This is a genomic window from Thermonema sp. (assembly GCF_026003375.1).
GTDB classification, from domain to species: Bacteria; Bacteroidota; Bacteroidia; order Cytophagales; family Thermonemataceae; genus Thermonema; species Thermonema rossianum.
In genome coordinates, this window is record NZ_BPHD01000001.1 from 811,565 (window position 1) to 826,234 (window position 14,670).

14 protein-coding genes are annotated in these 14,670 nt (G+C 48.3%); 9 read left to right on the forward strand and 5 right to left on the reverse strand.

All coding sequences use genetic code 11. The features are described from left to right. Nucleotides 1–124: 124 nt before the first annotated feature. Together QVE43_RS03445 and QVE43_RS03450 are read right to left on the reverse strand one after the other, a co-directional pair. Complete coding sequence (locus QVE43_RS03445) at nucleotides 125–3,172, reverse strand: amidohydrolase family protein (protein ID WP_288004316.1); 3,048 nt, start codon at nucleotides 3,170–3,172, stop codon at nucleotides 125–127. A gap of 30 nt (nucleotides 3,173–3,202) precedes the next feature. Then, entirely contained in the window at nucleotides 3,203–3,736 is a 534-nt protein-coding gene (locus QVE43_RS03450; RefSeq protein WP_288004317.1) for a DinB family protein, read from the reverse strand. Between the two features lie 339 nt (nucleotides 3,737–4,075). Here QVE43_RS03450 and dnaE point away from each other — a divergent pair, with 339 nt between their 5' ends. From dnaE to QVE43_RS03475, 5 genes are all read left to right on the forward strand, one after another. After that, nucleotides 4,076–7,597, forward strand: a complete 3,522-nt coding sequence (gene dnaE, locus QVE43_RS03455) for a DNA polymerase III subunit alpha (protein ID WP_288004318.1) — start codon at nucleotides 4,076–4,078, stop codon at nucleotides 7,595–7,597. Between the two features lie 131 nt (nucleotides 7,598–7,728). Continuing rightward, on the forward strand, nucleotides 7,729–8,058 hold the full coding sequence (trxA, locus tag QVE43_RS03460; protein ID WP_038032447.1) for a thioredoxin: 330 nt from the start codon (nucleotides 7,729–7,731) through the stop codon (nucleotides 8,056–8,058). A 159-nt stretch (nucleotides 8,059–8,217) separates the two neighbouring features. Then, nucleotides 8,218–8,409 (forward strand): cold-shock protein, encoded by a 192-nt coding sequence (locus tag QVE43_RS03465; RefSeq protein ID WP_038032445.1) that lies wholly within the window; start codon nucleotides 8,218–8,220, stop codon nucleotides 8,407–8,409. A gap of 171 nt (nucleotides 8,410–8,580) precedes the next feature. Then, nucleotides 8,581–8,772: a cold-shock protein gene (locus QVE43_RS03470; RefSeq protein ID WP_038032443.1), complete on the forward strand. Its 192-nt coding sequence runs from the start codon at nucleotides 8,581–8,583 to the stop codon at nucleotides 8,770–8,772. 174 nt (nucleotides 8,773–8,946) lie between these two features. Then, on the forward strand, nucleotides 8,947–9,138 hold the full coding sequence (locus tag QVE43_RS03475; protein WP_038032440.1) for a cold-shock protein: 192 nt from the start codon (nucleotides 8,947–8,949) through the stop codon (nucleotides 9,136–9,138). 355 nt (nucleotides 9,139–9,493) lie between these two features. Here QVE43_RS03475 and acpP read toward each other — a convergent pair whose 3' ends face one another. Further along, nucleotides 9,494–9,742 carry an acyl carrier protein gene (gene acpP / locus QVE43_RS03480; RefSeq protein ID WP_038032435.1) on the reverse strand — a complete coding sequence of 83 codons (249 nt, stop codon included), beginning with the start codon at nucleotides 9,740–9,742 and terminating at the stop codon, nucleotides 9,494–9,496. A 108-nt stretch (nucleotides 9,743–9,850) separates the two neighbouring features. Here acpP and QVE43_RS03485 point away from each other — a divergent pair, with 108 nt between their 5' ends. Both QVE43_RS03485 and QVE43_RS03490 read left to right on the forward strand, forming a co-directional pair. Then, nucleotides 9,851–10,225 (forward strand): response regulator, encoded by a 375-nt coding sequence (locus QVE43_RS03485; RefSeq protein WP_288004321.1) that lies wholly within the window; start codon nucleotides 9,851–9,853, stop codon nucleotides 10,223–10,225. A gap of 3 nt (nucleotides 10,226–10,228) precedes the next feature. Next, nucleotides 10,229–10,501 (forward strand): hypothetical protein, encoded by a 273-nt coding sequence (locus QVE43_RS03490; protein WP_038032430.1) that lies wholly within the window; start codon nucleotides 10,229–10,231, stop codon nucleotides 10,499–10,501. On the opposite strand, the gene QVE43_RS03495 is transcribed toward QVE43_RS03490, so the two are convergent. Then, nucleotides 10,488–11,228 carry an anti-sigma factor domain-containing protein gene (locus tag QVE43_RS03495; RefSeq protein ID WP_288004323.1) on the reverse strand — a complete coding sequence of 247 codons (741 nt, stop codon included), beginning with the start codon at nucleotides 11,226–11,228 and terminating at the stop codon, nucleotides 10,488–10,490. The two genes, QVE43_RS03490 and QVE43_RS03495, sit on opposite strands and share 14 nt — an antisense overlap. Nucleotides 11,229–11,403: 175 nt before the next feature. Here QVE43_RS03495 and QVE43_RS03500 point away from each other — a divergent pair, with 175 nt between their 5' ends. After that, on the forward strand, nucleotides 11,404–12,813 hold the full coding sequence (locus QVE43_RS03500) for a tetratricopeptide repeat protein (RefSeq protein ID WP_288004325.1): 1,410 nt from the start codon (nucleotides 11,404–11,406) through the stop codon (nucleotides 12,811–12,813). A gap of 4 nt (nucleotides 12,814–12,817) precedes the next feature. On the opposite strand, the gene QVE43_RS03505 is transcribed toward QVE43_RS03500, so the two are convergent. Continuing rightward, nucleotides 12,818–13,567 (reverse strand): shikimate dehydrogenase, encoded by a 750-nt coding sequence (locus QVE43_RS03505; protein ID WP_288004327.1) that lies wholly within the window; start codon nucleotides 13,565–13,567, stop codon nucleotides 12,818–12,820. A 65-nt stretch (nucleotides 13,568–13,632) separates the two neighbouring features. Here QVE43_RS03505 and QVE43_RS03510 point away from each other — a divergent pair, with 65 nt between their 5' ends. After that, nucleotides 13,633–14,598: an alpha/beta hydrolase gene (locus tag QVE43_RS03510; RefSeq protein WP_288004329.1), complete on the forward strand. Its 966-nt coding sequence runs from the start codon at nucleotides 13,633–13,635 to the stop codon at nucleotides 14,596–14,598. Nucleotides 14,599–14,670 lie beyond the last annotated feature (72 nt).

Below are 14,670 nucleotides of genomic sequence, written 5' to 3' on the forward strand. Positions count from 1 at the left end.
CCACTTCCTGCCACAAAAAGCAGCTGTGGAAACACCTTTTTCCGTCTTTTAAAAAAGGAAAAAACAAAACCGCCTTACGATGCTCGCAAGGCGGTCTGGCAAAGGCTTGAAGCTATATGCCTGTTTAAAAGTCCAAGAAGTTTTCTTCCAGGTCTTCGCAATGGAAGTCTTTATGCGGGCGATGCCCTGCTTTTTGGGTGGAAGCGCCTCCGTTTTTGGCTTCTATCATCTTTTGAATCAAGCGTGCGCGCTCTTTTGCAATGAATTCGCGCAGTTGTTTGTCTTCTTCCATGTCATACATCAGGCGCCCATCAACAAAGGTCTTTTCTGCTTTGGCGTAAATAGACAAGGGGTGGTCTGACCATATCACCAAGTCGGCGTCTTTCCCTACTTTGATGCTTCCCATGCGGTGGTCAAGATGCAAGAGCTTGGCAGGGTTTAAAGTCACCATTTTCAGGGCTTCTTCTTCGCTCACGCCCCCGTATTTTACCGCCTTGGCTGCTTCTTGGTTCAGGCGGCGCCCCATTTCGGCATCGTCGGAATTGATGGCTACAGTCAGACCTACTTTGTGCATGATGGCGGCATTGTAGGGGATGGCATCTTTTACCTCGTTTTTATATGCCCACCAGTCGGCAAAGGTAGAAGCCCCGGCACCGTGTGCTTTCATCTTGTCAGCTACTTTGTAGCCTTCCAGAATGTGCGTAAAGGTATTGACACGGAAGCCAAAACGCTCAGCCACACGCATGAGCATGGTAATTTCGGAAGCTACATAAGAATGGCAGGTGATAAAACGCTTTTTATTAAGAATTTCAAGCAGCGTTTCCAGTTCCAGGTCGGTGCGTACCACTTTTTTGCCCTTGCTCTTGGCTGCTTCTTCTTTTTCTTTTTCATACTGAAGCGCGCGGGTGAAGGCATCGACCATCACCTGCTCCACGCCCATGCGCGTTTGAGGATAGCGGATGCGGTAGTCGTCGCCCCAGTTGCTTTGTTTTACATTTTCGCCCAGCGCAAACTTAATGAAGCCGTCTGCCCCTTCTATCAACATTTGTGCCGGTGCCATGCCCCAACGCATTTTGATGATGGCTGACTGCCCACCTATGGGGTTTGCCGAACCATGCAACAGCTGTGCGGCAGTAACGCCCCCCGCCAACTGACGGTAAATGTTTACGTCTTCGGAATTGACGGCATCGGCCATGCGCACCTCCGCCGAGATGGCTTGCCCGGCTTCGTTCACGCTAAACAAGGCAATGTGTGAGTGCTCATCAATGATACCGGGGGTTAGGTGTTTGCCCGCTGCATCGATGATTTTGGCACCTTTGGGGGCTTTCAGCTCCTTGCCTACGGCAGCTATTTTGCCGTTTTGAATCAGCACGTCGCCTTCTTGAATGATGCCTTCGGCTTCGTTGGTCCACACCACCGCATCTTTGATAAGCACGGTTTCTTGTGGTGGCAGCTGCGCACGTCCATAGGCTACAAAAGGATAAATCACTTCGCCTGCTGCCTGCTCTTTTTTCTCTTCCTCTGCTACCTTTTTCTCTTTTTCTTCTTTTTTCTCTTCTTTTTCTTCTGCCGCGCCTTGGTAACGGGCTACCCATTCAAACCATTTGCCTTCGGCATCTTGCCCTTTCCCTTCCAGCGCTTTGTCTTTAATCCATCCGGTCAAACGATACAAGGTGGCTGCCTCGCCACTTCCCAAGGTGAAGTACAGTGTAAGCAAATCGCCTTGGCGCTGCACATTGACTTTGGTGTCGGTGGTGTCGCCTTCGGCACGCAGGCTCATTTGTGGGGCATGGGGCTTGCCTTTAACCGTCAGGCTTAACTTCTTGCCGTTCATTTCCAGCTCATACTTGCCGGCAATGGGCTTCAGGCTCATGTCTGCCAACACATAGCGCTTGCCCTGCACCCAGTTTTCATAAATGGTGGTTTCTTTGTCGAATATTTCCCCTGAAGTAATGAGGAAATTAGCCCAGGCGCCGGGCTTCAAAACGCCCAGCTCGTTTTCCACCCCCAGCAATTGAGCCGGGCGGTAAGTCAAGGCTTTCAGGGCTTCTTCGGGCGAGAGACCTGCCTCTATGGCTTTTTGCACCTGCGCTATGAGGTCTTCGGCTTTGTCGAGCCCTGCTGCCGTGAAAACAAAAGGAATGCCTGCCTGCGCCAAACGGGCGGCATTCGACGGTGCCAGCTCCCAGTGTTTCATTTGCGCCAGCGTTACCAGCTGTGCGTCGGCGGGGTCGCTCACGTCATAGGGCTTGGGGAAGTTGAGCGGTACAATAAAAGTAGCCCCGGTTTGCTTCAATTCATTCAGGCGCATATATTCATCGCCTGCCCCCTTGATAATATATTGCACACCGAACTCATCGCCTATCTTGTCGGCAGTCAGAGCCTGCAAGCGGTGCTCTACCTCGAAAATAGCAGGCAGGTTGCGCTGGCGGTTAAAAGCCTCGAGCGTAAGGTTGTGCTCTTTGTTCGGCTCTTGGCTTTTGGCATACCAGTCGGCATCGTAGTACACTTGGCGAACGAGCGCCACCATGCCCATCAAGGAAGTGGGATAATCCTGCTGACTGCTGCCCCGTTGAAAGGCAAAATGCGTGGAAGCGCGCTCTTTTAAAATAGAGAGGTGCTCTTCGCCTTCCCCTGCCAAGCTGACCAAAGCCCCGCTGCCACGCACAATGCCATCAGGATAGTGCGTAAGCACGGCACCGAAGCCGGCTTTTTTCAGGTCTTCTGCTTCTTTCGCTTTGTTTACAAACATGGAAGCCGCTTCTTGCTCGGCGCGCACGGCTTCGTTCCAATAATAGGCGCCTTGCTTCGAAGATTCGATCTGTGGTCCTCGGCGCCAGGGGCGCTCTTCTACCTTGGGCATGCCATAGTGCGAATACAAATCAATAAACGAAGGATAGACGTGCTTGCCTGCCAAGTCGATGACTACGGCTTCTTTTGGCACAGACACCTTTTTTCCGGCTGCAATGACCCGCCCTTGACGTATCAAGAGGGTGGCGTCTTCTATCTTGGTGCGGTAGTCGAGCCACAAGGTGGCATGCGTAAAGGCATACAATCCTTCTCTGGGCTCTGCCACGCCGTTGCGTGGTTTGGTCTGTTGCGCTTGGCTGTAGTGTCCTGTTATGGACCACAGCCCCAAAACCAACAAGAAATAGATAAAAATTCTCTTCATGAGCTTCCGTATTATGTTTTCTTGTAAACGTTATATAACAGGTAAATATTTTTCTTTGAGTAGGTTCACATGATGGATGGCATGACCTGCCACAACGGCACAAAGGGCCAAGACACTCACCTCCACCCCATTGGCTATGCCACGCCGGGCAAGCACAGTTTCATCGAAGCTTTCAAACAAACACATATTGGCATGGCGCAAATGGTTGAATTCATCGAGCAGTGAGCGCATAGAACGGTGCGCAAACTGTGCTTCTGCCACATAGTCGTCTTCATCGAAACCGGGCAAAGTTTGCTTTTCGCCACGGGCAATGCACATAGCCCTGTAGCTCATCACACGCTCGGCATCAATGATGTGCCCCAGCACCTCCTTGATAGACCATTTGCCGGGTGCATAGGCATAAGCAGCCTGCTCGTCGGTCAGGTTGCCCAACAAACGGTTCACTTCCTCCCGGTTCTTGCGCAGGCTCAACAACAGGTCATCGTCTAAAAGCTGTATGTAATGATGGTATTGCTGCCCCCAGTCAGTTATGCGAATACGGGAAGTGCGAAGTGTATGTTCCATGATGAAATATTTTTGGCGTTTGATTCGTTAAGATAACGAAAGTCGCCTAATCTGCAAGCATGAAACTTTCACGGCTTGCTCTTCGTTAATAAGAACGAATCTAAAAAAGAAGCAGCGCATCAACTGTTTCATTTTTCAGTTGGTTTTTCATAATTTTTTGGAAAAAAGCTCTCTGCTCTGCGGGGGGCTTTTTTGTTTTGTGCCTCTCAAAAAATACGCTTCAGCTCAAAATTTCGTACTTTTGCCTGTTCCTATAAAGCCAAGTATCTTTACCCCTACGCCGGCACTTTCCTCTTCATTGTCTGAGTACCCGTATTCACCAAAAGCAAGCTGTAAGCCATGTCCGATATTATCCCTTTTATCCACTTGCACTGCCACACACAATTCTCACTGCTCGACGGCGCCACACGCATCGAAGACATGATGCGCAAAGCCAAAGAAGACGGCATGAAAGCCGTGGCACTCACCGACCACGGCAATATGTTCGGGGCGTTCAAGTTTGTGGCAGAAGCTCACAAACAAGGTGTAAAGCCCATCGTGGGCTGCGAATTTTACTTGGTGGAAGACCGGCACAAAAAGCAGTTTTCCCGGGAAGAAAAAGATGTACGCTACCACCAATTGCTGTTGGCCAAAAATGCGGAAGGCTATAAAAACTTGTCAAAGTTATGCTCCTTGGGCTTCATTGAAGGCTACTACTCGAAATACCCGCGTATAGATAAAGAGTTGATTGTAAAATACCACAAAGGGCTGATTGCCACTTCTTGCTGTATCGGTGCCGAAATTCCGCAGACTATCCTGCGGCAAGGCGAAGCAGCGGCCGAAGAAAAGCTCAAGTGGTGGATCGATGTTTTTGGCGATGATTTCTATATAGAACTGCAGCGGCACCACCTCGAAAACATCGACGGCACGGGCATTTCCCAAGAAGACATCAACCAGACTTTGTTGCGGTGGGCTAAAAAATACAATCTCAAGGTCATTGCCACCAATGATTCGCACTACCTCGACCAAGACGATTGGAACGCCCACGATATTTTGCTGTGTATCAACACCGGTGCCAAGCAAAGCGACCCCAAGGGCGAAGGTAAGGGCATGCGCTTTGCCTTCCCCAACAACGAATTTTATTTTAAGACCCAAGCCGAAATGAACCGGCTCTTTGCCGATGTGCCGCAAGCGCTCGACTTCACCAATGAAATTTATGATAAGGTAGAGACCCTGCAGCTCAAGCGCGATATCTTGATGCCGCACTTCCCTATTCCGCCCGGTTTCAAAAACCAGGACGAGTATCTGCGGCACTTAACTTTCGAAGGGGCGAAACGCCGCTACGGCACCATCACCCCCGAGATAGAAGAGCGCATCAACTACGAGCTCAACATCATTCAAAACATGGGCTTCTCGGGCTATTTCCTCATCGTACAAGACTTCATAGCTGCGGCGCGCCAATTGGGCGTTTCCGTAGGTCCCGGACGGGGGTCGGCAGCCGGCTCGGTAGTAGCCTACTGCACCGGCATCACCAATATAGACCCCATTCGTTACAACCTGCTTTTCGAACGATTTCTGAACCCGGAACGTGTATCCATGCCCGATATAGATGTGGACTTCGACGATGAAGGACGGCAACGTGTCATCGATTACGTGGTAGAGAAGTATGGATGGAACCAAGTGGCGCACATCATCACCTATGGCACCATGGCCGCCAAAATGGCTGTGCGCGACGTAGGGCGTGTGCTGGAACTGCCTCTGCAGGAAACCGATGCTTTGGCAAAGCTCATCCCCGACAAGCCGGGCACCAAGCTGCAAAAGGCTATAGAAGAAACCCCCGAGTTGAAAGAAATATACAACAGCAACGACCTGAAAGCCAAGGTGCTGCGCGAAGCGTTGGTACTCGAAGGCTCGGTGCGTTCGCGGGGCGTGCATGCTGCCGGCATCATCATTGCCCCCGGTGACCTGACCGACTATATCCCCGTTTGTACGGCACAAGATACCAACTTGCTGGTCACTCAGTTCGATGGCAAGGTGATTGAAGATGCCGGGATGTTGAAAATGGACTTTCTCGGGCTCAAGACCCTTACCATCATCAAAGATGCCCTTGCCATGATCAAGAAAAACAAGGGCATAGACATTGACATAGACCACATTCCCTTGGATGACCCCAAGACCTTCGAGCTCTATCAAAATGGCGAAACCATTGGCACTTTTCAGTTCGAGTCGGAAGGTATGCAAATGTATTTGCGGCAGCTGAAGCCTACCAACATAGAAGACCTCATTGCCATGAACGCCCTTTACCGGCCGGGGCCCTTGCAGTTTATTCCGGTGTATATACGCCGAAAGCATGGCAAAGAGCCGGTGGAATACCCTCACCCGCTGCTGGAACCCATCTTGCGCGACACCTTCGGTATCATGGTTTACCAAGAGCAAATCATGCAGGCGGCGCAGGTCCTTGCCGGCTATACACTGGGCGGTGCCGACCTGCTGCGGCGCGCCATGGGGAAAAAGAAAAAAGAAGAGATGGACAAGCAGCGCGCCATCTTTGTAAAGGGCTGTAAAGAGAAAAACAACATACCCGAAGAAAAAGCCAATGAAATCTTTGACATCATGGCGAAGTTTGCCGAGTATGGCTTCAACCGCTCACACTCGGCAGCCTACTCGGTCGTAGCCTACCAAACGGCCTATTTGAAAGCCAACTACCCGGCCGAATACATGGCGGCGGTGCTCACCCATAACATGAGCAACATCGACAAAATCAACTTCTTCCTTGCCGAATGCCGCCGCATGGGACTCGAAGTACTCGGTCCCGATGTCAATCAAAGTGATGTGCACTTTGTGGCTGTCAACGACAAAGAAATTCGTTTCGGTCTGGCAGCCATCAAGGGCGTGGGCGAAGCCGCCGTGCGTTCCATCATCGAAGAGCGCAATCAGCATGGTGCTTTCAAAGATATTTTCGACTTTGTGCGCCGTGTCAACCTTTCACAGGTCAATAAAAAAATCATGGAAGGCTTGGCACTGGCCGGTGCTTTCGACTGCTTCGGTTTAGACCGCAGCCAATATTTTCACGAAGAAGACGGACAAAGCTATATAGAAAAGCTGCTGCGCTATGCCAACGCCTATCAGGCTGAGAAGCTGAAAGCACAACAGTCTATCTTTGGCGACATGCAGGGCGATGTAGCGCTGCCCCCACCCAAAGCCCCCCAGTGCGAGCCGTGGGGCGCCGTGTATAAGCTAAAAAAAGAAAAAGAAGTGGTGGGCTTCTATCTGTCGGGGCACCCCCTCGATATGTATGAGCTGGAAGTAAAATACCTTTGCAACAAGCGCTTGGACGAGCTGGCAGAGTATAAACCCCAAAACAACGGGCACAGTGAGCCCATTCGCATTGCGGGCGTAGTTACCGAGGTGAACCGCCGGCAGGGCAAAAATGGCAACCCTTTCATGATTTTCAGCATAGAAGACTTCCACGGAAGCCTGCAAATAGCGCTTTTTGGCAAAGACTACGCACAGTTTATGCCTTATGTAGAAAATGGTCAACTGCTTTATATCGAAGGGGAAATGCGCCTGCGCTACAACAACCAAGACCAATGGGAGTTCCGACCCAAAAAAATGGAATTCCTCAGCGAGTTGCGCAATCAGGCATGGAAAGGCATCCGCCTGCTCATTGATTTGGACAACTTCGACCCGGATACCCTGCCCAAGCTGGAAAAACTGGCACAAGATTATGCCGGCGACAAATGGATGGAAGTGCATTTGTTTGACCCCAAAAAGCAAATCAGCGTGCCTGCTTTTTCTAAAAAATACAAACTGTCGGTAAGCAAGCATCTGCTGGATTCGCTCAATCGCCTGCCGGGCATCAAAGCCCTGCCCGTGCATTGAAAATAGTCAGCCGGCTGACAGACGCATATAGGCTTTTATGCTTATCTTTGAAGAGCAAAACAAAAATTAAACTCTTTTCATGTGTTCTGTGTTTAAAAAGCGTTTAACAACCATTTAAATATTCTATTGTCATGGGAAAAGCTTTAGAAATTACCGAAGCAAACTTCAATGAAATTGTGAATGGCGACAAGCCTGTATTGATTGATTTTTGGGCCAGCTGGTGCGGACCTTGCTTGATGTTGGCACCCACTATAGAAGAGCTCGCCGGCGAATATGAAGGAAAAGCAGTCATCGGCAAAGTGGATGTAGATGCCAACCCCAACCTGGCAGCTCAGTTTGGCATTCGCAGCATTCCTACCTTGCTCATCTTCAAAGGTGGCGAAGTAGTTGACAAGCAAGTGGGCGTGGTACCCAAGACTGTACTGGCTCAAAAGCTGGATGCTGTCGCTGAAAAAGTATAAGTGGTCGTTGTGCCCCCTTTCGATACGCGCAAAAGAGCATGAGTGAAGAAATTTTGCTCATGCTCTTTTCTTTTTCACAAAAAAACAGTCGCTCAATTTGCCGGATTAAAAAAAAGCCGTATCTTTGGTTTATTGTTTCATAATTATCTATTATCAATCATGTACAAAGGTATTGTAAAATTCTTCAATGAAACCAAAGGTTATGGTTTCATTCGTGACCTCGAAAGCGGTAAGGAATATTTTGTTCACGTTACCGGTCTTATCGACGAAATCAAGTCGGATGACGAAGTAACTTTCGACTTGCAAGAAGGTCGCAAAGGAATGAATGCTGTGAATGTTCAGTTAGCGTAACACATAAGAACACCGGCATCAAAGCCCTGCTCATGAAGAGTGGGGCTTTTTTGTTGCCCGGACATCAAGTGTAAGTAAAAAATATTAAGAAATATTCCCACAAGAGTTGCACAGTCCAATTACTTTGCCTACCTTTGTTTCATAGTATTTATTTAATTATCAATTATTATCATGTACAAAGGTATTGTAAAATTTTTCAATGAAACTAAAGGTTATGGTTTCATTCGCGACTTGGATTCAAATCAAGAGTATTTTGTTCACGTGAGTGGACTTATCGACGAAATCAAGTCGGACGACGAAGTAACTTTCGACTTGCAAGAAGGTCGCAAAGGAATGAATGCTGTGAATGTTGAGTTAGTATAACACATACATAGTAGCATCGACAAAAGCCTCGCTCGCAGAGAGCGGGGCTTTTTTATTGATTCATTCCGAAAAATAAATAAAAAAATATTTAAAAATACAGACTATAAAGTTGCACAATCCAATTACTTTACTTACCTTTGTTTCATAGTATTTATTTAATTATCAATTATTATCATGTACAAAGGTATTGTAAAATTTTTCAATGAAACTAAAGGTTATGGTTTCATTCGCGACCTGGATTCAAATCAAGAGTATTTTGTTCACGTGAGTGGGCTTATCGACGAAATCCGGTCAGATGATGAAGTAGCCTTCGACTTGCAAGAAGGTCGTAGAGGAATGAACGCTGTGAATGTTGAGTTAGTATAACATATACATCGCATAACGTTGAAAGCCCGGCATTTGCCGGGCTTTTTTTATGGTTTGTGCGTGCTGCTCAAACAACACCCCCATATCAAAAGCGCGCCGGTGCCTGCCCTTCACATAGCCTTTCAGCCCAAACAAGCGAGGTGCAGCTTGCCATCTCGAGAGCTCTATCAAACCAAGCTACAAAAGGCAGTGGCTCTTTTTGCTTGTGCTCAAATTTTCAGCATTCCCCTCTCTTATTTCTTTTTCTCTCCCACACCAAACAACAAAGGCACCTCTCGTTCAAATGAACGGCAAGAGGTGCCCGGGGCATGCAAGTAAGTCAGTTCTCAATATGAGCGCAAAAGGTAATTGAAAGTCAGGCTGTCTTTTTCAGTTTCTTATCATGGATATAGAGCATCACATCTTCCACCGTCTTGAAGTGCTCGGAATCAGTTTCGGGAATAGACATATTGTACACCTGTTCCAACTCCATAATAATCTCAATGTAATCGAGCGAATCTATCCCCAAATCTTTTACCAAGTGGGCTTCGGGCGTGACGGATGCCGGTTGAATACCCAGCTTTTCAGACAGAATGTCGCGCAATGTTTGTAAAATTTCTTCCATGATTCTTCTGTGTTTTCTGTTATTGTTTTTATTTTAGCAAAAATCAAGCCCAAGATTGTATTTTCCTAATGCTAATTTCGCATAAAATTTACATTAACATATACAAGCATGAGCAGCAAAACAATACTGATTGGTGAAGACAGTTCTGTGATACAGAACCTTGTAAAGCGTGTATTTGAGTTGAAAGACTATCGCATACTGGTTGCCAAAAATGGGCAACAAGTGCTGGATATATTACAAAAGGAAAGCATCGACTTGGTTTTATTGGACCTGAATATGCCTGTACTGGACGGTATTGCCTGCCTCAAACAAATCAGGCAGTTGGACGCCCCCAAGAATCAAGTGCCGGTGATTGCCATCACAGGCAATGCGCCCAATTACTCCGAAGCCGAGTTTCAAGCTTTGGGCTTTCAGGATGTTGTCTTGAAACCCATTGACTTTGATGCTCTTTTTCAAAAAGTGGAAGCACTTCTACATGCATAAGCTATGAGTATTCGTTACAACAAACCTTTTTTACAAAAGCTGGAAGAGCTGCTCAGTGAGTCCGGTTATATTTTACGCTATGAAAAAGGCAACTTCCAAGCGGGCTATTGCATTCTTAAATCACAGCGCATCATCGTTGTAAATAAGTTCTTTACCTTGGAAGGTAAAATCAATTGCCTGATAGACATTATCCGCTCGCTAAACATAGATGACAGCCAACTAAGCGAAGCCGGCCGCAAGCTGCTCCTGCAAATACGGCAGCTTAGCCTTTCATAGCGGCTTGTGCCACCACTTGGCGCCCGCTACCGCTCTCCTGCTCCAAGGTGAGCTTCCAGCTACTTACTTCATAGCTTGCTTTCGTCCGGCAAATGCGGTGCAGCTGCAAATCGGTTAGTTGATGGGCTCTCCCCTGTGCATCTACCGCCCACAAGCGATAACAATACCCCTCAGGCGGCGGGCTCAACCAAGCACTAAAAACGAAACCTTCCCCCGTTTGACGGTTCCATACAACCACTGCCTTTTGCTGTGCGTCGCCGGGCGTCCGGTACAAAGGCACAAAGTAAGTATGCGCATGCAACAGCACTCTGTACTCATCTTGCATTTGCACGCTCTGTGCCAAAAAGCGCTGCTCCATCGACTGCATTTGACCAACCAACTCCTCATTTGCCTTACGCTCTTTGAGATAGAAAAAAAACAAAAGCACGTTGAATATTACGCTTATCACCATTGCCGCTGTCCAAAGGCGTCTGCCCTGTGGCAAAACACGGCTTTGCACCGGCTGCTGATATGGTAAAGACTGCCTCTTTTCTTTCTGACAATGCGTCTGAATCTGCTTGTCAGCATAGTAATCAAGTGCGCTTTTCATTTCGGAATAAACAGATTGCAGCTCCGGATGGCGTTCCATCATCTTTTCCACTTTCTGGCTTTCTTTTTCGTCGAGCAGGCCCAAGATGTATAACTCCATCTGCCCGGATGCCAAAAAACGACTCACTTCGTGCTTCATGCTCAATATTGTTTCGAACTTTTAAAGAAACCAAACAGGCAACTCAATTGTTTGAAGTGTCTATTTCGCAACTGAAAGTTAAATAAACATAACATTACCCTCCGGTAATGAAAAAACCCTCAAATTTGTTTTAGATTTGCGAAGGATTTATCTTAAGGTAAAATTACTATACTGAATGGCTCAAAATTTCAAGCATAGTCACAACGACTCCTCTTCATGGGTGCAACGTTTCGAAGAGATGCTACTCAACCAAGAGCAGTTTTTCTTTGAAGTGGAAGCCTATGAGGCCATCATTGACCACTACTCTTCGCAAGGCAAATGGGATGAAGCCCTGCATGCCTGCGAGATAGGCATTCGCCAACACCCTTTCTCTTCCGACCTGTTGCTCGACAAAGCCGACCTGCTGGCCCGCTTGGGACAGTACGATGAAGCCCTCTCATTGATTGAACAGGTATTGATGCTTCATCCGTCTGAAACGGACGCCCTCCTGCTCAAAAGCAACATTCTTTCAATTCTCAGCCGCTTTGAGGAAGCCATAGATACTTTACGCACCGCCCTGCATTGGGCGCAAGACGACACCGACATATGGTTTCAGATGGCGTGGGCTTACCAGCACTGGGGCAAGCCGGAAAAAGCCATCGCTTTGTACGAAAAAGTATTTCGCAAAAATCCGGCGCACGACCTGGTACACTATGAATACCTTCACTGCCTTGACCAACGCAATCAAATAGAGCGGGGCATTGCCTTCTATAAAAAGGAAATAGACCGCAACCCTTACAATGCCTACGCTTGGTTTTATTTAGGCGACGTGTACGCCCACATAGAACGCTTTGAAGATGCCCTTCATGCGCTCGAATACGCCACGCTCATCGATGACAACTTCGGGCAGGCACTTTTTAAAATGGGCAATACCTACATGAACTTAGGGCAGTATGGGCAAGCCAAAGAATGCTATGAACGCCTGATTGAAAAAGAAGACGAGCCGGCTGCCGAACTATTCTGTTATTTGGGCGCATGCTACGAGAAAGAGGGCAATTTATCGCAAGCGCTTCACTACTACCGAGAGGCTTTGCGCATAGACGATGCCTGCGATGAAGCATGGTATGGCATTGCTTGCTGTTTCGAAGCCTCGGAACGCTGGTTCGAAGCCATCCACCATTATGAAAAAGCCTGCAAGCTGGACCCCTTCAATGGCAACTATTATTTAAACTTAGCCAAGCTGGAGTTCAAAGTAGGGCATGTGGTATCTGCCCTTGAGCACTTCCAATATGCTGCCGAACTCATGCCCTTCGATACCGAATGCTGGCTGCATTGGTCTTATGTGTACTACGAACAGGGGGACTACGAAAAGGCCATAGAAGTGTTGCAGGAAGGCATTGACGCCAACCCGGAAGAAGTTGATTTGCTCTATCGCATGGTAGCTTACCTGCTGCGCGATGCGCGCTTCCAAGAAGCTATTCACTATTTAGAGCGTGCTTTACTGCTGGATTTTGACAAGCACGAAGCGCTCTATGAGTTTTTTGAAGACCTGCAAACACAAAAAATGATATTCCGCATGGTCGAGATGTATCGTCCCCAAGCGTAAGCGCTTATTGATTCCATATTGCCCATGCGGCTTCGGCTTGGAGGTAAAGCATCTCCAAGCCGTTTTGTATTTTAGCCCCTCGTTCAATGCCTTCTTTCAGGAAACGGGTCAGTGGCGGATTATATACCAAATCATAAAGATAGAAGGTTGTGTCTATCTGCTCGTAAGGCAAAGCCGGTGCCGTTTCCGTTTGTGGACTCATCCCCAAGGGGGTGGTATTGACAATAAGCCGGGCATTCCCCCACCCCTCCCTTTGTATGTCCCGGTAGGTCAAATCGCCTTTGGTTTTGTCGCGCGACACCATACGGTAAGGCACCCCCAACTGCCCCAGCACATAGGCTACCGCCTTGGAAGCGCCCCCCGTTCCCAAAACCAGGGCTTCATAACCCGATTCCTTAAAATAAGACAGAGGCAGCCAGCGCAAAAGCGCCTGCTTAAAACCTTCCACGTCAGTATTATACCCAACAAGCCGCCCATCCGGCATTTTTTTTATGGTGTTCACTGCCCCCACGGCTTGTGCCCCTTCTGCCAACTCATCTAAAAAAGCAATTACTTTTTGCTTGTAAGGAATGGTTACATTCACCCCTTTCAAAGCGGGATAAGTCTTCCATAAAGCCGGGAAAAGTTCAATATCTTGCAATTCAAACAAATCATAGCGATGCGCTTTCAAGCCCATTTGCTCAAACTTGGCAGTGAAGTAGCGCTTGGAAAACGAATGCGATAAAGGATAGCCAATTAAACCAAAAAGTGGCATATGAACGTTTATTTTCAGGTACAAGTTTAAAAACATAGCGCACTTTCAAAAGTACAAAAATAAGTATGCACACTCAACACGACATGCAAGACACGCAAAAAACACTTACCGTAAGGCACATTCGCCGCCGCAGCTGGCAAGCATTCATTGCCCCCATTGCGCTGCAGTTTTATAAGCTGTGGCGCCACAACCGCCCCACTTCATTAAAAAAAGAGCGTCGCACCTTTGAATACTTATGCGCCCGCATTCCACTCCCGGAAAACATAGAGCAGCGGCGCACGGGCGCCAACGGTATCCCTTGCGAATGGCAGCTGCCTGCCGGCACTGAACCCCCACCCGTGTTGTTTTATGTACACGGTGGCGGCTTTGTCGTAGGCAGTGTAGCAGGCTACCGCCCTCTTACCTACCGCTTGGCTAACGCCACCGGTTTGCCATTGCTCGCCGTAGATTATTCGTTGGCACCGGAACACCCTTTCCCCACCCCACCCGACCAAATATTGCAGGCCTACGGCTGGCTGATAACACGTTATGACCCCGCACAAATCATTGTGATGGGCGACTCGGCAGGTGCCAACCTGGCTTTATCTGCACTCTTGCAAGCCAAGCGGGAAGGCAAACCCATGCCGCGTGCGCTTGTGCTGATTTCACCCTGGGCAGATTTGACCCTATCGATGCCCGGTATTCGTAAGAAAGCATGGCTTGACGGCATCTTGCACCCCAAGCGCCTGGCTATGGCTGCCGAACTCTATGCGTCCGGACAGGACCGCCGCCAACCCTTTTTATCACCTCTTTTTGCGGAAGAATATGCCGGCTTTCCTTCCACCCTCATTCAAGTGGGCACACACGACATCCTTTTCGATGAAGGCAAAGCGCTTGCCGAGCGCATGGCACAGCAAGGTGTGCACGTAGAGTTGGAAATATGGCACGGTATGCCGCATGTGTGGCACCTGTTTGCCCACCGCATGCCGGAAGGACAAAAAGCCTATCTTCACATAGCCGATTTTGTCAAACGTCATTTGTCAGTTTCCTGACGCCTTTATCATTTCATAACCATTAGCTTTGGTTTTGTTTACATTGAATCGCTTATTTTCACAGTCGAATAA